The sequence below is a fragment of the Azospirillum doebereinerae genome, assembly GCF_003989665.1.
Classification (GTDB): domain Bacteria; phylum Pseudomonadota; class Alphaproteobacteria; order Azospirillales; family Azospirillaceae; genus Azospirillum; species Azospirillum doebereinerae.
The window spans coordinates 80,635-100,219 of the sequence record NZ_RZIJ01000024.1 but is presented as its reverse complement, the minus strand read 5'-3'; the positions used below and the strand labels follow the sequence as shown (position 1 = coordinate 100,219).

Here is a 19,585-nt window from a genome sequence, read left to right as displayed (position 1 = left end):
GTGCCCCCGCATCCGGAAAGAAAGACGTAGCTATGCTCATACGCTCAACGACGTCATTCCTTCGAAACGGTATGAGGCACCGCGACGCCCCCGCACACCCGCCGCGCCCGACGGCATCGCTCCGCCATCGACGGCGCCGTGCTGTCGATCGCGCCCAGGTCAAGCGCGAGCTGCTGCACCATGGCGTCGCCAGCCCGCGCCGGATCCGGGATTCGCCCGGCCCTCACGCGGCACCCGCCGTGCCCGAAGGCCGCGCGACACCGCCCCGGCCCGTCACCCGCAGCTCGCCCACCGCGCCGGCCGCGAAGCGCTTCAGCTCGCTGCTGAACACGTAGCCGGGCTGCCGGCCGGGATGCCCCGGCGGCGCGCAGGACGGGCGCAGGAACTCCCACTCCACGAACACCCGGTCGCACCGCAGCACGCGCCGGATGCTGTCGGGGAAGCGGTAGACGCCGAGTTCCCAAATGTCCTCGGGGGGCAGGGGCATGGCTCAGGCCCTCCCCTCGGCCGGGGACCACAGGTCGCGAACGCCCGGTGGTAACGCCTTGGCCACCCGCACCTCGACGGCGCGGACCGGGAACAGCCCCCGCAGTTCGTCGGCGTAGTTCTGGCGGATCGTGTCGGCCTGGAATCGGGTGGGCGCGGTGACGATCAGTGCCCGGTCGCTGGTCAGCGTCAGCTGGCAGTTGCGGAACCAGTTGGCGTGCTGAACCTTGCCGATGCGCTGGGCGATCTGGGCGTGCAGGTCCAGCCCGCCGGCCGCCGCGCCGCTCGCACGCGCGCCCTCGCGCGTAGGTTCACGGGTTATATCACAAGGTTTGGGCGACTCCCGTGTCGGGCAAAAAGCCCGAGTCGTGTCGGCCAAAGACGAAGGTTCCGTCGCCAAATCCGGATTTTGCCCGACACCCGCGTCGGCGACTCCCGTGTCGGCGAAAGCGTCCTCCCGCTCCAGCCAGTCGAGGCGGAAGCGCATCCGTGTCGCCTGCCCCCGTCCGCCCGGCCGGTCGCGCTCGATGACGCCGACCGCCAACAGCGCGCTGCGCGCCCGCTCCACGTCGCGGGTGGACAGGCGGCACCGGCCGGCAACGGATTCGACGCTGGCCCAGGTCAGCAGTTCGCCCAGGCCCCGGAACATCTCCCGGTTGACCCGGCCGAGCATCACCAGCGCGACCACCTTGTCGCGCGGCTTCAGCGCCGGGCTGGCCAGCACGGCATCCTGGAACCGTCCCACGGTCTCTCGAAAGTCACTGTGCGATTTTGCGGTCATGGCACACACCTGTCCTGTCCCCGGCGGCGTCCGAGCCGACCGGTGGCAACGCCGTTTCCTGCGGGCGCACGAGTCCGTGGCTGCAAAAAACAGCGGAATTAATTCCTTTTCGGTGATACCCTTCGGCCCGCACACCATCGCTTGCCCGCTGCGTCAACAGCGGGCGGCGCCGAGCCTGCGATGATTCGAACCGGGAAGGGGCGGCCTCTGCGGGGCCGTCCTTTTCTATGGCGGGGCGCGCGGCATCACGACAAAGCTCCAGGGTTCACCGCCACGAAGACCGCGACGGTGGGAACAGGGAAGGCGCGGCCCGACCATCGGAGACGGCCGGCGTGGACGCGCGAGCTGGCGGACGGTCCAGGGCGGACCGGACGGATTCAGGGCGGCGCGCGTGCCGAGGCCGTCATGGCAAGGCTCCAGGGTTCACCGGCGCGAAGGACGCGCGGCGTCGGGGGATGAAGACGCCCATCGCTTCCGACCGGGGTGCGGTCGAAAGCGATGTGGGCCTCGATGTCGTGGGGCGGCCGATGAGAGGCCCGAAAGGCGCGGGGGCGGGCCGCGCGCCATCATCCAACAGGCAGGACGGCGCGTTGGCTTCTGGAAGCCTCTGGTTTTCAACAGGATAGATCTGGGATCTGGTCGCGAGCGGGGCTTCGGGCTGCGCCCGGTCATGCTTGCCCTGCGAACGGCGCCGGCCGTGGCCGTGCCGAGGTCGGCGCCAGCAGGCGCAACCGCGTGGTCGCGGTCCGCATCATCGCCGCCAGCTCGACCGCCTCATCGTCGGGCAGATCGGCCAGGGAATCGACGCGGCGGAACAGCCGCACGAGCGCGTCCAGGCTGCACCACTTGACCGCCACCGCCTCCTCGAACTCCGGCCACGCGGCCAGGACGGCGCGTTGGGCGGGGGACAGGGCGGCGGGATCGAGCGGTTGGCCCATCACAGCACCGGGGCGGCGAGTTGCTGGCCCAGCTGGGCGAGGTGCGGCCGGAGCTGTGGGGCAGCTCCGGCCGCGCTCGATCCACCGGCACGGACAAGGACACCGGCGGAGCGAAGGGAAGGGAAACAGGGCTGCCGAGTCGCTGCCCACGGTCGCGCTCGCGCGGGCTGCGGCACAGCCGAGGCGATAATTTCCGAGTTCTGACTCGTCAGAGTTGTTGTGTTTTGGCCGTGTTGGGATGGGAAAGAATGGAACGGGAACGCGCCGTCGTGACGGCGCGTTCCCGCCTTCGCTATGCTGGTGTTGCGGACAAGAACAGCATAGGAACCAAGAAAATGGAAAACAGTCAGCGCCTTGTCGAGCTTCTGGAAGGCATTGCAGCAGATCTCAGCGCTATCCGCAAAGACGTTGCGGAAACCGCCGAGGTTGCGCGCTACTTCAAAGAAGCGAATGAAGATCAACTTGATAACCTCGAAGCTATGCGAGAGAAGGTGGAACGTCTGAGGAATTTTCGTGCAAAAATTCCTGAATAATATCTGCGTACGTTTTGACCCTTTCATCCACTGTTCCAGAGAAAGTGGCGAAAGGGACTGCCGTTAGGACAGCGTGCGTTGCAAGCAACCTGACTGCCTGATTTGGCGAAAGGGTTAGGGCGGCCTGCGCCGGCTGAAGCCGGCGCAGTTCCGCTGTCATGCCTTGCACGCCGTTGACCAGTTCGCGCAGCAGGGCGTTCGTCTCGCCCAGGCTGCCGGGCGCCGGGGCGGCCTCGGCGGTCTGGCTGGGGGCCGCTGCCCCCGAATCGCTATCACCTTTCACCGATCCAACTCCCCTGGCTTGGTTGTTGCGCGGGACGCGCAGAACGAGCGATGCTTCCTGCTGCGACAACTCAGGATGAATGTTGATGCCGCATCTCGAAGCCCGTCGTCAGGCAGAGTCGAAGAAATCGGCTGCCGTAACGGCTCCGCGTGTCTGCGCCGCGATCCTGGTCATGACCGCGCGCCGCGGAAGCCGCTCGCCAGCAGCATACCGATGAACCGTTCGGCCGTCGGCAACCTCAATGAGTGCCGCGAACTCGCGGAAGGTCAGGCCATTCCTGTCCAGATACTCTTTGAGCTTCATGCCCCAACTCCAGAAACGGACGATAGTATGGCCATTTTGGCCCTGATCCTGTCAAGCCATTTCATGGCCACCCTGGCCCTTCCTGCTGATGGCCATATCGGCCATATTTATGGGATGCCTAATCGAATCGCAGAATGGCGCAAAGCAAAGCGTCTATCGTATAAAGGTCTGTCCGACTTGGTTGGATGCGACCCCAAAACGATTGAGCGTCTTGAAAAGGGTTATCGGCGCCTGACTGTTGATTGGATGGCGCGAGTCGCCAGTGCTTTGGGCGTTGAGCCAAAAGACCTTCTTCCTCAAGGGGAAGGCTCTAAAGGGCATAGCAATAACCAATCGCCAAATCTAACGCGCTCGCGCTCCAAGGACTTGCTTATTGATTTGATTGATACAATGACTGAGGAAGAAGCCCAGAAGGCGCTTCAGATCATTAATCTTGCTAAAGAATTTAATAGGACGAAAGACGCCGGCCGAGATGGCGGCGATGATAGCGAAGGAAATATTTCGCGATTAGCTGGATAGGCCGGCCCAGCAATTTTTCCTTTTCTGTAGAACCAGCTGCCCAATGATCGAAGCGCCTGTACCCGAACGCTTTCGCCAGCGGCCGAAGCGCAATCGCTGTGCATACGCATATCGAGATCGGGCATGGCCAAATAGGCCCTAAAACGGCTTGACGAACTAACGGCCAATATGGCCATGATTGTCCTTCTTCGGCATGACCGCGAAGGACCGAGCCTCATGGCCAAAGGGCATCAACAGCGGACAGTGAAGCGACGGCTCGTCGACACCATACTTCAACCTGGCCGAGAAACCTCAGTCCACGAGGCCCGCTCGGTTCGCCGGCCACCAGTCACGATCAAGCACTTGGTCAACCGTGTAGGTACTATCGGATGGCAAGCCCTCGGCCCATGGCTGCCCGGCATAGCGGGCGCGCAGTTCCGCGACTGCATCGTCCGTCAACTCGGCCAGATCGAGCCGGCCCAGAGCCGTGGGCGAGCGCTTCGCCCGACGGCGCACCGTGTTTTGCGCCACGCTGTGATTTCACCGCGCCAGTGCTGCCGTGGGTTGGCGTCGGGGCAGTGCTCCAGCCGCAGAAGGTGCGCAACGATCTGGGCGACAAGACCCTCGATCTTCTCCAGAGTGTCGTTGCCCATGTCCTCGATTTCCTCCGCGACATGCGCCCAGTCGATGCCGGCGCCGACGTTGGGGCGCTCGTCCGCAAGCCGCCGCAAAGCCGCCGCTTGGTCCTGGGTCCAGCCGTAGAAGTCGGAGTCGTAGAGCGTCATCGGGGTGCCCTCCTGCCGCAGAATATGGCCCGTTGTGGGGCGTTCCTTCAAGGCACTCCCACACATCCAGGCATGGGGAGTGCCCGCCCATGAAAGAGCCGTCATCCCAAGCGGTCGGACAGGTCCGGAGCTGGGCGCCCGCCCCGAACAGCTGGCATCTGACCTGCTCCGTCACCCCCGACGATCCAAAGCCCGCCGATCCCTACACCGGCGATTGGTGGAGCGGTTGGCGTGCCGAGGTGAAGCGGGTCGGTAAGGGCGAATGGGAGTGGCGCGTCTGGCGCCCCCTGCGCCATGCGTCCGGACAGGCGGCGGATTGGGGCACCGCCTCCTCCGCCAAGGCCGCCCAGCTCGCTGCCTCTTTCCGTCTCATCGAGCTGATGGTCGAGGCCGGCGCCGACGTGCTGCCGGCGATCGACGTCGCCATCGGCCAGGGGTGACCCATGGACCACGCCCGCATCGCCCAGCGCTGCCAGCAGATCGGCCGCGTCTACGTGCCCAGCCCCGAGCCGTCCGAGGAGACGCTGGTCGCCGCGCTCCGCCACGCCATCGAGGCGGGCGGCGCCCTCACCCTGACGGGATTCGATTGCCCGGCCGAGCTGGTGCCGGTGATCCAGCGGAAATGGCTCCAACGTGGTTGGGCGCGCGGCACCTGGATCACCGCCGCCGGCCGTGAAGCCGCCAGAAATGGGGGAGGACCATGGACGCTCTGACCCTGCACCGCCCGGTCAACGACAATCACAGCGGCGCCACCCTTGCCCACTCCCTCGCACGCTGGCACGCCGAGGAGGCCGAGAAAGCCGAGCGCGAGGCCAAGCGGACCGAGTCCCCCGGCCGGCGTACCCGCCTGCTGCTGTCCGCCCAGATGCACCGCGATTGCGCCGGGCTGGCGCTGAAGGAGGTGTGACGTGGCCCAAGTTTGGACCGGCCCTATCCCTCTCACCACGAAGCAGCTGGAAGCCCTCCAGGTGCTGCACGAGCTGGTGGACCAGCAGGGCATGCAGCCGACCTACAGTCAGCTCGCCAACGAGCTGGAGCTGACCGCGAAAAGCAGCGTGTGCCGGGTGCTGCACCAGCTCTGTGAGAAAGGCTGGATCACCTTGGAACCGCACGCCAACCGGATCCGCATCCTCCACCCGCCGCCGATCCTGCCGGATTGTGAGATGGCCTTTGTAGGATGCTTCGAGGACGCCCGGCTGCTGGCCGAGTTTCTTGCCAGCCTGGATGAACACGCCATGGAAGCCACAGCATGAACGCCACCAACTGGCAGAGCTGCCGCGCGGTCCGCTTCGATGAGCCGACCGATGTCCGCACCATCGAGCTGCGCCGTGGCGAGTGGGTGGTGATCCTCGCCGTCGGCGAGAAACCCCAGGCTTCGCCCGTGGGCGGGCCGGGCACCTACACCGTGGACCTTCCGAGAACGCTCCACAGCGCCCCTTTCCCGATCCTGGTGGTTGCCATGCCGATGGCATTCGCCGTGCTGCTGGGGACGCAGGGCAAGCCCGTGTGCGAGCTGCCGAGCGTGCCCGGCGACACCACCCCCAAGGAGGCGACATGCGGCGCGCCGTAGACCCCGCCCTCGCCGACCTCCTTCCGGATGGTCCATCCTGCACCGTCGCCGAGGCCGCAGCGCTGCTCAGCATGCCGCGCAGCGAGGTGTATGATGCGGTCCATGGTGGCGACCTCCGCAGCCATCGAGTCGGCAAGCGTGGTATCCGCATCTACCTGCGCTCGATTGACGAATACCGCCGAAGCCGCGCCATCGTGCCGGTGAAGAGGACGCGCGACTCGGCTCCGGCTACCAAGGAGAACAAGGCAAAGCCCGCGAAGACGGGGTCCGGCCACCGTGAAGCACTCGCCTACTTGCAGCAGCTCGGCGTTGTGAGCCAGCCTTCGGGCCGGAGGTGACGACATGAGCGTCTATTACAACAACACCCGCGAGCGGTGGCTCTACGATTTCGAATGCGGCGGCAAGCGTCATGCCGGCTATTGCCGTGATCCGAAAACAGGGGAGCTGGCCAAGAACAAGACCCAGGCCAAACGCTTCGAGGAGGCCATGCGAGCCACGGCCTTGGCGGAGCTGAAGGCTGACGGCAAGCCCACCACCAAGCCCAGCGCCTACACGGTCGCCCAGATGGTTGCGGAGTTCGCCAGCCGCAAGCACGCGGGTAAGAACTGGATCAACGAACAGGTCTATGTGCGGGAGTTGCTGGAGTTCTTCGGCGCCGATACCCCGGTCGCCGAGGTGACGGAGGCGCGGATTTGGGAATACGTCGCATGGTCGCGCAAGCAACCGCTGCGGGTCTACATGGGCGCCGGGAAGACCAAGGCCCAGGTTGCCGAAGGGCCGCGCGCCAAGGCCCCGCTCTTCAAGGAGTCGTGCCGCACCCGCTCCGACGCGACCACGAACCGCTACCTCATCTGTCTAGGATCGGCTCTGCGCATCACCCATACGCTTCGCGACAGCGCCGGCAACCTGTTGCTGCCCGAGCTGCCCAAGGTCCCCCGCCTGAACGAGCCGCAGCACCTGCCCCGCCCGATTTCCGACGACAACCTGATGGCCATCATCAACCACCCGGAGGTCCCGGCTCATCTGGCCGATGCTGCCCTACTGGTGCGCCTCATGGGCTTCCGGAAGGCCGAGGTCTTCGGCCTGCGCGTGCAGCAGGTCGATTTCAGCGTGCGCGGCGTCTGGCTGGAGGCGGAACAGACCAAGGGGGGGCGGGCCGAGTGCGTGCCAGCGAGCGACGAAGCCATTGAGCTGCTGCGGCGACTCGTGGACCAAGCGCGCGAATGGAAGACCGACCACCTGTTTACCTACCAACACGGCCAGAAGGGCGAGCGGCGGCCGGTGAAGGACCCACGGCGGGCCTGGAGGACGGTCCTGAAGAAACTGGGCATCAAGCACCGCTGGCACGACACCAAGGCCAGCTTCGTCACCGCCGTGGCCCAGGTCGCCTCGGCCGCGACGACGAAGGCTCTGGCGCGGCACAAGGACCACCGGACCACTGAACGGTACATCGAAGTGGCGGACCCCGTCCGCCGCCAAGCCGTGGAAGCCATCTCGTTTGGGGGCCAGCAGCCGGCGCGTCGGAAAAGTCCCAAACGCGAGTCCCAAACGGGCGCCGCATCAGACCTCGACTCGCTCGCTGGCCTGGAAAACGAAAAAGCCTTGGAACCGTTGGGTTCCAAGGCTTTTCCGATCCATCCGGAACTGGTCGGAGCGACAGGATTTGAACCTGCGACCCCCAGACCCCCAGTCTGATGCGCTACCAAGCTGCGCTACGCTCCGTCAACAAACCACAGCGGACTGTGGCTTGGTTCCGGACGGAACACCATGGCGGGACCATGGTCATGGCGGAGGGGATGGGATTCGAACCCACGATACGGTTTAACCCGTATGACGGTTTAGCAAACCGTTGCCTTCAGCCACTCGGCCACCCCTCCAGCCTTGCCCGCATCCTTGCGGTGCGGGCGGCGTGGGAAGGGTTCTAGCGGCACGGCCGCACCCTGTCAACGCCTACGGATCACAAAGCGTGAATATAGTATCTATGGCTAAAGTGAGATAAATCTGTGTAAAATTTTATCCATTTTTTAACTGGCCGATCTCAGACTGTCAGGATGAGCAACGAACCCTTGGGGTGACTCAACCGTCACCCGCCTGTCGCGGAGGATGCCATGAGCCTGTCACGGCGCTGCGCCGAAACGCTGATCGATCTGGTCGAGATCAAGCTGAGCTGCCTGGAGATCACCGACCGCGAGGACATGCGGGAAAAGGAACTCCTGATGCGCTGCGTGCAGGAGCTGAACGCCGAACTGCGCGGCGAGAACGGCAGCGCCGCCGCCTTCGCCGCCCCGAAGAAGCGCGGCCGGCGTCCCAAGCACCTGCAACTGCACGAACTCCACAGCGCCTGACGCCGCCCCTCAGGGCGCCGCCGCCGCCTCCGCCGGGGTTGGCAGGACGAGAGGGGCCTCGCGCGGCAGCTGCAGGGTGAAGCGCGTGCCCTGCCCCGGCCAGGACTGCACCGCCACGGTGCCGCCCAGCGGCCCGGTGACGGTGTTGAAGACGATGTGCAGGCCGAGCCCGGAGCCGCCCTGCCCGCGCTTGGTGGTGAAGAACGGCTCGAACACCTTCGACAGGTTCTCCGGCGGGATGCCGGCGCCGTCGTCCATGAAGTCGATGCGGACGCGGTCGGCGCCGTCCGGCTGCGCCGCGATGCGGATCGTGCCGGTCCCGCCATCGGGGTAGGCGTGGAGGACGGCGTTGATCACCAGATTGGTCAGAACCTGGCCCAGCGCGCCGGGGTAGCTGTCCATCGTCAGATCCTCGGCGCAGTCCAGCGCCACGGTCAGCCGCGTGCGCTTCAGCCGGGGGCGCAGCGAGAACAGGATCTCCGCGACGTAGCCGCCCAGGTCGAAGACCCGACGGTCGCCCGACGACTGGTCGACCGCCACCTGCTTGAAGCTCTGCACCAGGGCCGCCGCGCGGTCGATGTTGGCCATCAGCAGCCGCACCCCCTCCCCCAGCCCGGCCAGGAAATCGGTGAAGTCGGATTTGCGCAGCGTGCCGCCGGCGAATCGGTCGCACAGCATCTGCGACTGCTCGCCGATGTGGCTCGCGGCGGTGAGCGCAATGCCGATGGGGGTGTTGATCTCGTGCGCGACCCCGGCGACCAGCTGGCCCAGCGAGGCCATGGTCTCGGCCTGGATCAGGCTTTCCTGCGCGGCGCGCAACTCGCTCAGCGCCCGCTCCGCCTCCTCGCGCGCGCGAATCGAGGTGGCCTCGGCGCATTTGCGATCGGTGATGTCGTAGAGCCAGGTCAGCAGCGCCGATTCGCCGTCCAGCTCGATCTGGTCCCAGGAGGACAAGGTCCAGACGATGCTGCCGTCGGGCCGGCGGAAGCGGATCTCGGCGTCGCGGAACGGGCCCTCGCGGTCGAAGCGGGCGATCAGCGCGGTGCGCTCGGCCGGATCGGCGTAGAGCTGCGGGGTCGGCGTGCGCACCAGCTCGGCGTGCTCGCGACCGAGCAGGCGGACGGACTGCGCGTTGCAGAACAGCCAGCGCCCGTCCCGCGTCGTCACGTTCACCGCGATGGGCGTCGCCTCCATGATCTTCAGCAGCCGCTCCTCGCTGGCGCGCAGGCGCTCGGCCTGGCGGCGGGCCTCGGTGATGTCGGTCATGATGCCGGCGTAGCGGACGACACGGCCGGTGCCGTCGCGGAAAGCCCGGCCCTTGGCGGCCAACCACATCCACGCGCCGTCCTCCCGGCGCATCCGGTAATCGTAGTCGTAGCTGGTCGTCTCCCCGGCGAGATGGGCGGCGATGTGGGCCAGCACCCGCTCGCGGTCGTCGGGGTGCAGGCGCTTCTCCCAGAAATCGAAAGGCATCGGCGGGGTTTCGGCGTAGCCCAGCATGCGCGGGAAGGTGTCCGACCACCAGCAGGTGCCGGCGACCAGATCGGCGTCCCACACCGCGGCGCCGGTGGCGTCCAGCGCCATCTCCAGCCGTTCGCCGATGTCGGCGACGATGCCCGGCAGGGGCAGCTCCAGCGGAGTCGCGCCGCTCGATGGCACCCCGTTGCTGCGCGGCGCGGCGCGGCGGCCCAGCCGGTGCACGAACGCGCCGCCCAGCCCGGCCCCGACACCCAGCGCCACCAACGCGACGATCACCAGCTCGGCCGTCATATCTTCTCCCCCACCGCGCGATACTGGCGGCGTCGGCGCGAAAAAGCCAAGTCCGGTGTGACCCGAAGATGCGGAGCCGGCAACAAAAAAGCCTCCCCGTTCCGGGGAGGCTTTTTCCTTTCGTCGGCAAGGGCCGGAGTCTCAGCCCTTCAGCTTGGCCGTCAGGATCTCGTTCACCAGGGCCGGGTTGGCCTTGCCCTGGGTGGCCTTCATCACCTGACCGACGAAGAAGCCGAACAGCTTGTCCTTGCCGCCCCGGAACTCCGCCACTTTGTCGCCATTGGCCGCCATCACCGCGTCGATCGCGCCCTCGATGGCGCCGGTGTCGGTGACCTGGCGCAGGCCCTTCTGCTCGACGATGTCGGCGGCCTTGCCGCCGGTCTCGAACATCGCCTCGAAGACCTCCTTGGCGATGCGGCCGGAGATGGTGTTGTCGGCGATCAGGTCGATCAGCCCGCCGAGATTCTCGGCGCTGACCGGGCTCTGCTCGATCTCCTTGCCGGCCTTGTTCAGGTAGCCGAACAGCTCGCCGGTGACCCAGTTCGACGCCAGCTTGGGATCGCGCCCCTTGGCGACGGCCTCGAAATACTCGGCCTTGGCCTGCTCCGACACCAGCACGCCGGCGTCGTAGACCGACAGCTTGTAATCGTCGATGAAGCGGGCCTTCTTCTCGTCGGGCAGCTCCGGCAGGCTCTTGCGGATCGCCTCGACCCAGTCGGCGTCGAGTTCCAGAGGCAGCAGGTCGGGGTCGGGGAAGTAGCGGTAGTCGTGCGCCTCCTCCTTCGACCGCATGGAGCGGGTCACGAACTTGGTCGTGTCCCACAGCCGGGTCTCCTGGCGGATGACGCCGCCCTCCTCGATCACCTCGATCTGGCGGCGCGCCTCGTACTCGATGGCGGCCTGGACGAAGCGGATGGAGTTGACGTTCTTGATCTCGCAGCGCGTGCCGAAGGGCTGGCCCGGCTTGCGCACCGACACGTTCACGTCGCAGCGCATGGAGCCTTCCTCCATGTTGCCGTCGCAGGTGCCCAGGTAGCGCAGGATCGAGCGCAGCTTGCGCACGTAGGCCCCGGCCTCCTCCGACGTGCGCATGTCGGGTTCCGACACGATCTCCATCAGCGCCACGCCCGACCGGTTCAGGTCGATGTAGGTCTTGGCCGGGTGCTGGTCGTGCAGCGACTTGCCGGCGTCCTGCTCCAGATGCAGGCGGGTGATGCCGACGGTGCGGCTGGTGCCGTCCGGCAGGTCGAGCACGATCTCGCCGGCGCCGACGATCGGCTGGAGGAACTGGCTGATCTGGTAGCCCTGCGGCAGGTCGGCGTAGAAGTAGTTCTTGCGGTCGAAGACCGAGTGCAGGTTGATCTGCGCCTTCAGCCCCAGCCCGGTGCGCACCGCCTGCTCGACGCAGACCTCGTTGATGACGGGCAGCATGCCGGGGAACGCGGCGTCCACGAAGCTGACCTGGCTGTTCGGCGCCGATCCGAAATCGGTGGCCGAGCCGGAGAACAGCTTCGCGTTCGAAATCACCTGGGCATGAACCTCAAGCCCGATCACGATTTCCCAATCGCCCGTTTCACCCTGGATGTACGACATCGTTCCGCTCTTCGACGTTCTGGCGAGAGCCCGCCCGGAAAGCCCGGCAGGCCCTTGGAATCCCGCTTTCTTCTAACGCCGTTTGGGCCACGGCGCACGCTTTATCGCGCCGCGCCGGGTTTTACTCGATTTCGCAAGTGTGATGTTAACCATAGCGCAAGCTTTGACCGCCACGCTAGGTTCCGGAAGCGAGGAGGTCGGCATGACGGTTCGGACGCTGGTGCGGTGGGTCGGTCTGGGTGCTCTGCTGATGGCGGGCGCCGCCGGTGCCGCCGGGACGCACGGGACCATCCACGGTGCCCCCGCCGACGGCATGGCCGCCACGGCGATCCCGGTCGCCCCCCCGTCCGCCCCCGAATTCCCCGACGCGGCCCTGGCCCGCTCCGAGCAGGGCAACGCCACCGTGCTGCGGGTCGACGGCATCATCACCGCCGGGGTCGAGCAGCGCTTCGCCGAGACCCTGCGCGGCCTGCCCGCCGGGCGCCCGCTGGTGGTCGAGCTGTCCAGCCCGGGCGGCTTCACCTCGGCCGGCTACAAGATGATCGACGCGGTGCTGGCCGAACGCCAGTCGGGCCGCCCGATCGCCACGCGGGTGCGCGGCGGCGAGTCCTGCGAGAGCATGTGCGTCGGGCTGTATCTGGCCGGCTACCCGCGCTACGCCGCGCCCAGCGCCGAATTCATGGTCCACGCCCCGCGCATGGCCGAGAACGGCCGGATGACGATGCGCTCGACCCAGGCGATGGTGCAGCGGCTGGTGTCGCTCGGCGCCTCGCCGGTGTGGATCGACCGGGTCAAGGCGGCGGGCGGCTTTTCCGGCGCGGTCGACTACCGCGAAAAGGCCGACCGCCTGACCGCCGACGGCGCCAACATCGTCACCGATCTGATCCGCTGAGAGCCCATCCGCGGAACGGGGGCCGGAAGGCCCCCTACTCCGCCAGCACCCGCAGCCGCGACGCCGCCGTGCGGGCCGACAGGTTGGGGCGCTGGAGATCCTCCACCGTCGCCCCCGGCAGGGCGAAGTCGCCCGGCGTCACCGCGCGGACCAGATAGACCAGCCGGAAGCGCGGCGCCGCCTTGGGCAGATCCACCGCCGCCAGAAAGCGGTCGTCGCGGAACTCGACGTGGCGCGCCGCCGACAGCTCGCCCAGCCAGGACAAATTGCCGAGCTGCCCGCTGTTGGCGAGCCGGACGTTCTCGATCTCGAAGCCGGCCGGCAGCGGGTCGCTGACCAGCACGGAATGGTCGAGCGGGTCGGTCGCCTCGCCCTCCAGGATCACCACCAGCAGATCGTTGTGGCGCACCCCGGCCAGATCGACCGGCCGCCCGGCCATGTCGAAGACGCGCCGCGCGATGGTCATCCCCTGCTCGTCCGCCGCCGGAAGCTGGTCGGGCACGCCGACCACCGACACGGTCTGCCGCACCTCGCCGCCGGCGTTCCTCACCGCCGGCACCGCCGCCGGGTCGACGCGCTGGAACAGCGGCTTGGCGTTCTCGACCACCTGCTCGCCGACCACCAGCTTCATCGGCTGGGCGCGGTCGATCAGCGCCTTGGAGGCCTGCAACAGCCACGCCTGCTCCTGCGGGTTGGTGGTCCGCACGGTGGCCAGCGTCTTGGCGACGCGGTCGGCGGCCTGGAACAGCCGGTCGCGCTCCACCGCGCCGCTCTCCGCCATCAGGGCGACGACGCCGGCCTCGTCGCGCAACGACGAGCCGTGGTCGCGCAGGCTGGCCGACACCATGCGGGCGCCGCTGAGCTTGGAGAACGCCTCGGTCGCGCGCGGCGCGTCGCCCAGCAAGGCGGCGGCGGCGGCGATCTGGGCGCGGCCGAAATCGGTCTGCAGGCGGTCCCAGTAGGTCTCCTGAAAATAGCGCACCGCGCCCGCGTCGGTCATCTTCGCCCGCGCCAGCACGTAGAGCGCGTAGGCCCGGCCCGGCAGGTCGGGGGTCTCGACCCAGGCGTTGTCGATGGCCTGCTTCAGCCAGTCCAAGCCCTTGCGGTAGGGCTGGTCGGGAACGCGGTAGCCCGCCGCCTTGGCGCGGCCCAGCACGTCCACCGCGTAGGCGGTCAGCCAGGGGTCGAGATCCCCCTTGGGCGACCAGGGCGCGAAGGCGCCGTCGAGCCGCTGGAAGGTCAGCAGCCGGTCGATGCCGCGCTGGACGCGCGCCTTGATGCGGTCCTCCGACGCGATGCCGAGCCCGGCGGCGACGTCGCTCAGCGACAGCAGCGGCAGGATGCGGCTGGCGGTCTGCTCCGCCCCGCCGACCCCGGCGCGGTCGAGCGCGAAGAGCTGCCCCGGAATGTCGAGGTCGGGCAGGGGCGCCACCGCCGCCCCCACCGCCACGGTTTCCGGCCGCAGGCCGGCGGTGGCGTCGGCGGGGACCGACAGGCTCTTGTCGGTGGGAAGCGCGGCGAAGCCGCGGCGCGAGACCGAGGCCACCGCCGGGCGCACGGCGACGTCCCAGCTCCGGGTGACGCGCAGGCCGTTCGGCCCGGTGACGTCGAGCGTGACGTGCCCGGTCCCGACGGCGGTCGCGGTCAGCACCCGCCCGGCCGAGGCCCGCTTGCCGCGCGCCAGGTTCGGAACCGTCAGCGTGCCGTTGGCGAGCGCCACCGCGCCCCCGGCGGTCAGCACCGCCTGGTAGTCGCCGGCCGGGCCGTTCAGGTTGTCGAGAGTCAGCAGGACCTGCGCCGTGTCGCCCGGCGCCAGGAAGCGCGGCAGCACGGCGTCGGCCAGCAGCGGGTCGTGGACCAGCACGTTGGCGTCGGCGCGGCCGAGCTTGCCGCCGCTCCACGCCACCGCCATCAGGCGCAGGCGTCCCTGGAAATCGGGCAGGTCGAAGGGCACCGACAGCTTGCCGTCGGCGCCGACCGGGAGGATGCCGGAGAACAGCGAGACCACCCGCTCCGACTTGGGCGGGACGAGGCCGGCGATCTGGCGCAGGCGCGGCGCCGCCGGGCCGCGCGGGCGGGCGGCGTCGGGTCCGGCCGGGTCGATCAGGCGTCCGTAGGAATCGCGCAGTTCCACCCCCAGCCGGCGGCGGCCGAGGTAGTGGTCGGCCGGGTCGGGGGTCGGCTGGTCGGTCAGTTGCAGCACCGATTCGTCCACCGCCGCCAGCGTGACGAAGGCCGGCTGGCCTTCCGCCACGCCGGTCACCACCACCTCGGCGGTCAGGCCGCGGCGCGGCTCGCTCTCGGGCGGGGCGGTCAGGCGGACGTCGAGCGTGCGCGGCGCCGGGTCCATCGCCAGCCAGGAGCGGCCGACCGCGCGGCGCGGCGGCCCCTTGGCCTGCGGGTCGGGGGTCGAGAAGGCGGTCGCCAGCACGTAGACGCCGCCGGTCCAGCTCGGATCGACCGGGATTTCGAGGAAGGCGCCCTCCGGACCGATCTCGCGGGTCACCGCGTGGCGGACGGCGCGGTCGGTCACCGCGACCAGCACCTGGCTGCGGTAGGGCGGCTTGACGTGGACCCAGGCGGTCTCCCCGCCCTTGTAGGCCGGCATCATGACGGTGACGTCGACCTCGTCGGGGCGGTCGCCCGCCGTGGGCGTCATCCACCAGCCGGCCGCGAAGCGCAGGCTGCTCGCCACGCCGGTCTTGGGATCGAACACCTCCAGCCGGTAGCGTCCGACCGTCACCGGGGCCTCGACCGCGCCCGGCGCCGAAGCCTGCACGGCCAGCGTGCCGCCGGTCAAGCGGCGGTCGCGCACGGTGACCTTGTAGTCCCAGCGGCCGTTCGCCTCGAACCAGGCGTAGTCGTACTCCTCCTCGAACAGCTCGTAGGAGAGGTCGGCGCGGTCGGACGGCTTGCCGTCCGCCCCGACCGCGATCACGTCGAAGCCGGCGGTGGCGCCTTCCGGCACGCCGTCGCCCTCGAAGCGCGGCTTGATGCCGATGGCGAAGGGCTGGTGGCGCACCGGCAGGACGAGGTCGCGGCCGACCGGGCGCCCGCCGATGTCGAACAGGGTGGCGCGCACCACCGCCTCCAGCGGGCGGGTGCTGTCCGGCGGCTTGGGAAGCTGCACGGTCAGCGCGGCGGCCCCGGCGGCGTCGGTGATGAAGCCCGGCAGCTCGGTGCGGACCGGGGCGACCTCCTCCTGGGTCAGGCCGAAGCGGTAGCCCGGCAGCTCCGGGTAGGGGTTGGAGGCGGCGCGCAGCGTGACGGCCAGCTCGCCCGGCAGGCCGGCGGCGGGGGCGCCGTACAGGTAATGGCCGTCCAGCGACACGGCGGCGGGGCCGTCCGTGGTCAGCTCGGGCGTCCGCGAGGCGAGCGTCACGTCGATGCGCGGCGGAACGAAATCCTCCAGCAGGAACTCGGCGCGGCCCAGCACGGGACCCAAGCCGCCGTTGGAGCCCCCGTTGGGGGCGCCGTTCTCGCCCTCGGCGTGGGCGGTGACGCTCCAGGTGCCGGGATAGGCGTTCATCGGCAGGTCAATGCGGGTGGCGTAGCCGCCGGCCCCGGCGTCGGTCAGGCTGCGGCGCTCGGCCTCGAAGCCGTCGGGACGCAGGATGCGCAGGGTCAGGGGCTTGGAGCCGGCGGGCGGCGGGTTGAGGTCGGCGTCGCGCAGCAACGCGGTCAGCTGCACCGATTCGCCGGGACGGTAGATCCCCCGCTCGGTGTAGAGGAAGGCGTCGGCCTGTCCCGGCGTGGGCTGGACCAGGGCCGGCTTGTCCGGCGCATCGGCGGTGGGGGCGGCGGCGGGCGCCCCGGCGGTCAGGTCCAGCACGCCGAAATCCCCGGCGCCGCGCGCGGCGAACAGCGCCTGCGCCGGCTCGGTCCCGGCGGCGCGGAGGGCGGCGAGGTCGAAGCGGCCGAGGCCATCCTCGCCGGTCTGCACCTTGCCCAGCTCCGACCCGTTGCGGGCGACCAGACGCAGTTCGACCCCGGCGGCGGGCGCCGCCGACTGGACGGAACGCGCGAAGACCACCAACGAATCCTCGCCCAGGATGGTGTTCAGGCCGAGGTCGGAGACGACGAACCACTGGGTCGCCTTCTGCTCCCAGCCGCCGGGCTTGATCTCCTCGGCGCCGGCCACGGCGACGTAGACGCCCGGCTCCAGCTTGCCCAGCACGCCGTCGATGGGGAAGGCGGTGGTGACGGCCTTGTTGGGCTGGTTGCCGATGCCCATCTCGCCGCGCCAGACCTCCTGGCCGGAGCGGTCGAGGATCTCGCCGATGTCGTAATCGGTCATCTGCTGGGTGATGCGGCCGAAATAGATCTTCTCGACCAGCGCCCGGTCGGCGATGCGCAGGACCTGGAGCTTCGCGCGGTCGAGGTTGATCGAGCGCAGCGGCAGCCCGTCGCCGCCGACGCGCGGCAGGATGTAGCCGGCCCCCCGGAAGGCCAGCGACGGCTTGCGGTTGGGAACCGCCACGTCGCGGGCGTCGGGGGCGGGCAGGCGCTTGCCGTCGGCGCCGGGCAGCCCGTCGCGCAGCGTGATGCGGTAGGTCTGGCCGTGCTGGAGCCCCTCGACGCACAGCGTGCGGTCGCGCGCCACGGCGGCGCCGTCGACCGGCGGCTGGACCTCCACGTAGTCGCGGAAGTTGGCGGCGCGGGAGCGCTCCAACCGGTCGGTGAAGGTGAAGCAGGCCTGGGGCACGTCGCGTTCGGCCACCACCTCGACCCCGGCGACGCCGAAGGGCACCGGTTCGGCCGGCGGATCGGCCGCGAGGAGGGGACTTGTGGACGCGACCAGAACGGCACAGACACGCGCCAGCGCACGCAGCATACGAGACAAGCCCCAATTCCCCGGAACGGGCCGGCGCGGCGCGATGGCGGAAAGCCCTGGCGTCGGCTCGGACCTCTTACGAAAACCGGCGCGAGTATGCCCAACCGTCCGGCGTTTCGCCATGGCTTTGCGGGGGGCCGACGGGAAACGAAGTCAAGCCGGCGCTGTCGATCTGGACCGTCGCCCGGCGGATGGCGGAAAAACTCAAGGAGGCGCCGAACTCAGGCGGCGAATTCCAGGGTCACTTGGCTGCCCTGGCCGGGACGGCTGTCGATCCTCATGTGGCCGCCATGGGCCTCGATCAGCGATTTCACGATGGACAGGCCCAGCCCCGTGCCCTGCCCCGGCCGGGTCGTCTGGGCGGAAGTCTGGCCGAAGGGCACCACCGCCTGGCGCAGTTGCTCGGCCGTCATGCCCACCCCGGTGTCGGTGATGCGCAGGACGCAGCGCCCGCCCATCCCCCGCGCGACGGTGATGTGGATGCGCCCGCCGGCCGGCGTGAACTTCACCGCGTTGCTCAACAGATTCAGCAGCATCTGCTTGAGCGCCCGCTCGTCGGCGACGATGGGCGCCGGAACGGGCGGGCGGTGGATGTCCATGCGGATGGCCTTCTGCTCGGCCTGGGGGGCGACGATGCGCATGGCCCATTCGGCGGCGGCGACCGGATCGACCGGCTCCAGATGCAGCGCCATCTTGCCGGCCTGGAGCCGGGAGAGGTCGAGGATGTCGTCGATCAGCGTCAGCAGATGCTGGCCGGAGACGTGGATGTCCTTGGCGTAGTCGGCGTAGCGCGCGCCGGCCTGCGGCCCCAGCAACTGGTCCTTGATGATCTCGGAAAAGCCCAGGATGGCGTTGAGCGGGGTGCGCAGCTCGTGGCTGACGCGGGCGAGGAAATCGCGGTTGACCGCCAGCGCCGCCTCCAGCCGCTCGGCGTTGCGGTGCTGGACCAGAAGGAAGGCGGCGACGATGGCGATGGACAGGCTGACCAGCGCGGCGATGGCCAGCAGATGGCGGCGCAGGCCGCCGACCGCCGCCTCCATGTCGACCAGCGCGGCACCGACGGCGATGACCAGCGGGTAGCCCTGGACCTGCCGGTAGGCGTAGGCGCGGCGCAGCCCGTCGGCCTTGCTGTCCTGCCAATAGACGCCGATCAGCGCCTTTCGCATCGCCGGCCACAGCGCCGAGTCGGCGTTGGACATGCCGATGCCGTCGTTCCCCGTCTTGGCCCCCCGCGCCCGGACGACGGCGTCCAGCCCGACCAGGGTCACCACCCCGTGCGGGCCGGTGTCGGCCTGACGGTAGAAGTCGGAGAGATGGTCGGGATCGATGTTGGCGGCGACGATGCCGGCGAAACGCCCCTCCGCGTCGTCGAGCCGCCGGGAGAAGCGCAGCAGCGGCCGCCCCGAATTGGTGCCGGCGTAGGGCACGCCGATGTGCATCAGCGTCCGCCCCTCCCCCTGGTGGAAGGCGAGTTCCGCGGCGTCGCCCAGGGGTTCGGCCAAGCCCTGCCCCTCGCTGCGGAAGGTCTGGACGCCGTTGGCGTCGAAGACGCTGAAATGATGGATCAGGTTGACGTCGAACAACCCGTCGTCGAGGACCTGACGGGCGCGGCCGAGGCCGCCCTCGCCGTATTTGACGGCGAAGTTCCGCAGCGTGATGTCGATCTCGTGCAGCATGCGGTTGGTGCTGCTCTCGTAGGCCCGCGCGGTGGTCTCGGCGCCGGCGATGGCGTCGCGCTGCTGGCCGGCGAGCAGCGCGTCGACCATCTGCGTGTAGCCGGCCCACACCGCCGCCAGCGCGACGAGCGCCAGCGCCACCACGCTGGAGCGGAAGGACAGGGGCCTCCTCATGCCGTGCGCTCCAACGCCCCACGCCTGCTCATCGGCCTCCTCGTCGGGTTGCTGGAATCGGGCCTCGGCGGCCTCGACGCGTGGACAACAGCGGCGCGTCCGTTTCATTACGAACCGCTTGAGG

The 19,585-nt window shown here is 68.9% G+C and carries 20 protein-coding genes and 2 tRNA genes; 11 read left to right on the top strand and 11 right to left on the bottom strand.

What is annotated here, in order from left to right; translation table 11 throughout:
* Positions 1-223 precede the first annotated feature (223 nt).
* From EJ913_RS24600 to EJ913_RS24590, 3 genes are all read right to left on the bottom strand, one after another.
* Positions 224-487 (bottom strand): hypothetical protein, encoded by a 264-nt coding sequence (locus EJ913_RS24600; RefSeq protein WP_127002881.1) that lies wholly within the window; start codon positions 485-487, stop codon positions 224-226.
* A 3-nt stretch (positions 488-490) separates the two neighbouring features.
* Positions 491-1,267 (bottom strand): DnaA N-terminal domain-containing protein, encoded by a 777-nt coding sequence (locus EJ913_RS24595; protein ID WP_127002879.1) that lies wholly within the window; start codon positions 1,265-1,267, stop codon positions 491-493.
* Positions 1,268-1,935: 668 nt separating this feature from the next.
* Positions 1,936-2,205, bottom strand: a complete 270-nt coding sequence (locus EJ913_RS24590) for a hypothetical protein (protein ID WP_127002877.1) — start codon at positions 2,203-2,205, stop codon at positions 1,936-1,938.
* 248 nt (positions 2,206-2,453) lie between these two features.
* On the opposite strand from EJ913_RS24590, the gene EJ913_RS24585 reads away from it, so the two are divergent.
* Positions 2,454-2,738, top strand: coding sequence for a hypothetical protein (locus tag EJ913_RS24585; protein WP_127002875.1), 285 nt, complete (start codon positions 2,454-2,456; stop codon positions 2,736-2,738).
* A 391-nt stretch (positions 2,739-3,129) separates the two neighbouring features.
* Here the strand turns inward: EJ913_RS24585 and EJ913_RS24580 are convergent, their stop codons facing one another.
* The gene (locus tag EJ913_RS24580; protein WP_127002873.1) at positions 3,130-3,324 is read right to left on the bottom strand and encodes a helix-turn-helix domain-containing protein; all 195 of its coding nucleotides are present in this window, start codon (positions 3,322-3,324) and stop codon (positions 3,130-3,132) included.
* A gap of 27 nt (positions 3,325-3,351) precedes the next feature.
* Here EJ913_RS24580 and EJ913_RS24575 point away from each other — a divergent pair, with 27 nt between their 5' ends.
* Complete coding sequence (locus EJ913_RS24575) at positions 3,352-3,843, top strand: helix-turn-helix domain-containing protein (RefSeq protein ID WP_185909921.1); 492 nt, start codon at positions 3,352-3,354, stop codon at positions 3,841-3,843.
* A gap of 434 nt (positions 3,844-4,277) precedes the next feature.
* Here the strand turns inward: EJ913_RS24575 and EJ913_RS24570 are convergent, their stop codons facing one another.
* Positions 4,278-4,607, bottom strand: a complete 330-nt coding sequence (locus EJ913_RS24570; RefSeq protein WP_185909920.1) for a DUF29 domain-containing protein — start codon at positions 4,605-4,607, stop codon at positions 4,278-4,280.
* Positions 4,608-4,696: 89 nt separating this feature from the next.
* Between EJ913_RS24570 and EJ913_RS24565 the strand changes: the two genes are divergently transcribed.
* Genes EJ913_RS24565 through EJ913_RS33285 form a run of 7 tightly spaced genes read left to right on the top strand, consistent with a single transcriptional unit; the run spans position 4,697 to position 7,872 of the window.
* Positions 4,697-5,047 carry a hypothetical protein gene (locus EJ913_RS24565; protein WP_127002868.1) on the top strand — a complete coding sequence of 117 codons (351 nt, stop codon included), beginning with the start codon at positions 4,697-4,699 and terminating at the stop codon, positions 5,045-5,047.
* Positions 5,048-5,050: 3 nt separating this feature from the next.
* Positions 5,051-5,320, top strand: coding sequence for a hypothetical protein (locus tag EJ913_RS24560; protein ID WP_127002866.1), 270 nt, complete (start codon positions 5,051-5,053; stop codon positions 5,318-5,320).
* Positions 5,308-5,514 (top strand): hypothetical protein, encoded by a 207-nt coding sequence (locus EJ913_RS24555; RefSeq protein ID WP_127002864.1) that lies wholly within the window; start codon positions 5,308-5,310, stop codon positions 5,512-5,514. Before EJ913_RS24560 ends, EJ913_RS24555 begins: the two co-directional genes overlap by 13 nt.
* 1 nt (position 5,515) lies before the next feature.
* Positions 5,516-5,860: a LexA family protein gene (locus tag EJ913_RS24550; RefSeq protein ID WP_127002862.1), complete on the top strand. Its 345-nt coding sequence runs from the start codon at positions 5,516-5,518 to the stop codon at positions 5,858-5,860.
* The gene (locus EJ913_RS24545; protein ID WP_127002860.1) at positions 5,857-6,177 is read left to right on the top strand and encodes a hypothetical protein; all 321 of its coding nucleotides are present in this window, start codon (positions 5,857-5,859) and stop codon (positions 6,175-6,177) included. The genes EJ913_RS24550 and EJ913_RS24545 overlap by 4 nt, the downstream gene beginning before the upstream one ends.
* Positions 6,162-6,515: a helix-turn-helix domain-containing protein gene (locus EJ913_RS24540; protein ID WP_127002858.1), complete on the top strand. Its 354-nt coding sequence runs from the start codon at positions 6,162-6,164 to the stop codon at positions 6,513-6,515. Before EJ913_RS24545 ends, EJ913_RS24540 begins: the two co-directional genes overlap by 16 nt.
* A gap of 4 nt (positions 6,516-6,519) precedes the next feature.
* Positions 6,520-7,872 (top strand): tyrosine-type recombinase/integrase, encoded by a 1,353-nt coding sequence (locus EJ913_RS33285; protein WP_127002899.1) that lies wholly within the window; start codon positions 6,520-6,522, stop codon positions 7,870-7,872.
* Here the strand turns inward: EJ913_RS33285 and EJ913_RS24530 are convergent.
* Both EJ913_RS24530 and EJ913_RS24525 read right to left on the bottom strand, forming a co-directional pair.
* A tRNA-Pro gene (locus EJ913_RS24530) sits at positions 7,823-7,899 on the bottom strand. The two genes, EJ913_RS33285 and EJ913_RS24530, sit on opposite strands and share 50 nt — an antisense overlap.
* Positions 7,900-7,962: 63 nt before the next feature.
* Positions 7,963-8,054: transfer RNA gene (locus tag EJ913_RS24525), tRNA-Ser, on the bottom strand.
* A 231-nt stretch (positions 8,055-8,285) separates the two neighbouring features.
* Here EJ913_RS24525 and EJ913_RS24520 point away from each other — a divergent pair.
* Positions 8,286-8,522: a hypothetical protein gene (locus tag EJ913_RS24520; RefSeq protein ID WP_127002856.1), complete on the top strand. Its 237-nt coding sequence runs from the start codon at positions 8,286-8,288 to the stop codon at positions 8,520-8,522.
* Between the two features lie 9 nt (positions 8,523-8,531).
* On the opposite strand, the gene EJ913_RS24515 is transcribed toward EJ913_RS24520, so the two are convergent.
* Together EJ913_RS24515 and gatB are read right to left on the bottom strand one after the other, a co-directional pair.
* Positions 8,532-10,292 (bottom strand): PAS domain-containing sensor histidine kinase, encoded by a 1,761-nt coding sequence (locus EJ913_RS24515; RefSeq protein ID WP_127002854.1) that lies wholly within the window; start codon positions 10,290-10,292, stop codon positions 8,532-8,534.
* A gap of 141 nt (positions 10,293-10,433) precedes the next feature.
* The gene (gene gatB / locus EJ913_RS24510; protein WP_127002852.1) at positions 10,434-11,885 is read right to left on the bottom strand and encodes an Asp-tRNA(Asn)/Glu-tRNA(Gln) amidotransferase subunit GatB; all 1,452 of its coding nucleotides are present in this window, start codon (positions 11,883-11,885) and stop codon (positions 10,434-10,436) included.
* A gap of 202 nt (positions 11,886-12,087) precedes the next feature.
* On the opposite strand from gatB, the gene EJ913_RS24505 reads away from it, so the two are divergent.
* Positions 12,088-12,777 carry a Clp protease/crotonase-like domain-containing protein gene (locus EJ913_RS24505; RefSeq protein WP_127002850.1) on the top strand — a complete coding sequence of 230 codons (690 nt, stop codon included), beginning with the start codon at positions 12,088-12,090 and terminating at the stop codon, positions 12,775-12,777.
* A gap of 34 nt (positions 12,778-12,811) precedes the next feature.
* On the opposite strand, the gene EJ913_RS24500 is transcribed toward EJ913_RS24505, so the two are convergent.
* On the bottom strand, positions 12,812-17,611 hold the full coding sequence (locus EJ913_RS24500) for an alpha-2-macroglobulin family protein (protein WP_127002897.1): 4,800 nt from the start codon (positions 17,609-17,611) through the stop codon (positions 12,812-12,814).
* Between the two features lie 221 nt (positions 17,612-17,832).
* Positions 17,833-19,461, bottom strand: a complete 1,629-nt coding sequence (locus EJ913_RS24495; RefSeq protein ID WP_127002848.1) for a sensor histidine kinase — start codon at positions 19,459-19,461, stop codon at positions 17,833-17,835.
* Positions 19,462-19,585: the final 124 nt, after the last annotated feature.

Coding starts and splice junctions, on each gene's coding strand:
- EJ913_RS24600 (WP_127002881.1), bottom strand. CDS start 487: ATGCCCCTGCCCCCCGAGGACATTTGGGAACTCGGCGTCTACCGCTTC.
- EJ913_RS24595 (WP_127002879.1), bottom strand. CDS start 1,267: ATGACCGCAAAATCGCACAGTGACTTTCGAGAGACCGTGGGACGGTTC.
- EJ913_RS24590 (WP_127002877.1), bottom strand. CDS start 2,205: ATGGGCCAACCGCTCGATCCCGCCGCCCTGTCCCCCGCCCAACGCGCC.
- EJ913_RS24585 (WP_127002875.1), top strand. CDS start 2,454: ATGGAACGGGAACGCGCCGTCGTGACGGCGCGTTCCCGCCTTCGCTAT.
- EJ913_RS24580 (WP_127002873.1), bottom strand. CDS start 3,324: ATGAAGCTCAAAGAGTATCTGGACAGGAATGGCCTGACCTTCCGCGAG.
- EJ913_RS24575 (WP_185909921.1), top strand. CDS start 3,352: ATGGCCATTTTGGCCCTGATCCTGTCAAGCCATTTCATGGCCACCCTG.
- EJ913_RS24570 (WP_185909920.1), bottom strand. CDS start 4,607: ATGACGCTCTACGACTCCGACTTCTACGGCTGGACCCAGGACCAAGCG.
- EJ913_RS24565 (WP_127002868.1), top strand. CDS start 4,697: ATGAAAGAGCCGTCATCCCAAGCGGTCGGACAGGTCCGGAGCTGGGCG.
- EJ913_RS24560 (WP_127002866.1), top strand. CDS start 5,051: ATGGACCACGCCCGCATCGCCCAGCGCTGCCAGCAGATCGGCCGCGTC.
- EJ913_RS24555 (WP_127002864.1), top strand. CDS start 5,308: ATGGACGCTCTGACCCTGCACCGCCCGGTCAACGACAATCACAGCGGC.
- EJ913_RS24545 (WP_127002860.1), top strand. CDS start 5,857: ATGAACGCCACCAACTGGCAGAGCTGCCGCGCGGTCCGCTTCGATGAG.
- EJ913_RS24540 (WP_127002858.1), top strand. CDS start 6,162: ATGCGGCGCGCCGTAGACCCCGCCCTCGCCGACCTCCTTCCGGATGGT.
- EJ913_RS33285 (WP_127002899.1), top strand. CDS start 6,520: ATGAGCGTCTATTACAACAACACCCGCGAGCGGTGGCTCTACGATTTC.
- EJ913_RS24520 (WP_127002856.1), top strand. CDS start 8,286: ATGAGCCTGTCACGGCGCTGCGCCGAAACGCTGATCGATCTGGTCGAG.
- EJ913_RS24515 (WP_127002854.1), bottom strand. CDS start 10,292: ATGACGGCCGAGCTGGTGATCGTCGCGTTGGTGGCGCTGGGTGTCGGG.
- gatB (WP_127002852.1), bottom strand. CDS start 11,885: ATGTCGTACATCCAGGGTGAAACGGGCGATTGGGAAATCGTGATCGGG.
- EJ913_RS24505 (WP_127002850.1), top strand. CDS start 12,088: ATGACGGTTCGGACGCTGGTGCGGTGGGTCGGTCTGGGTGCTCTGCTG.
- EJ913_RS24500 (WP_127002897.1), bottom strand. CDS start 17,611: ATGCTGCGTGCGCTGGCGCGTGTCTGTGCCGTTCTGGTCGCGTCCACA.
- EJ913_RS24495 (WP_127002848.1), bottom strand. CDS start 19,461: ATGAGGAGGCCCCTGTCCTTCCGCTCCAGCGTGGTGGCGCTGGCGCTC.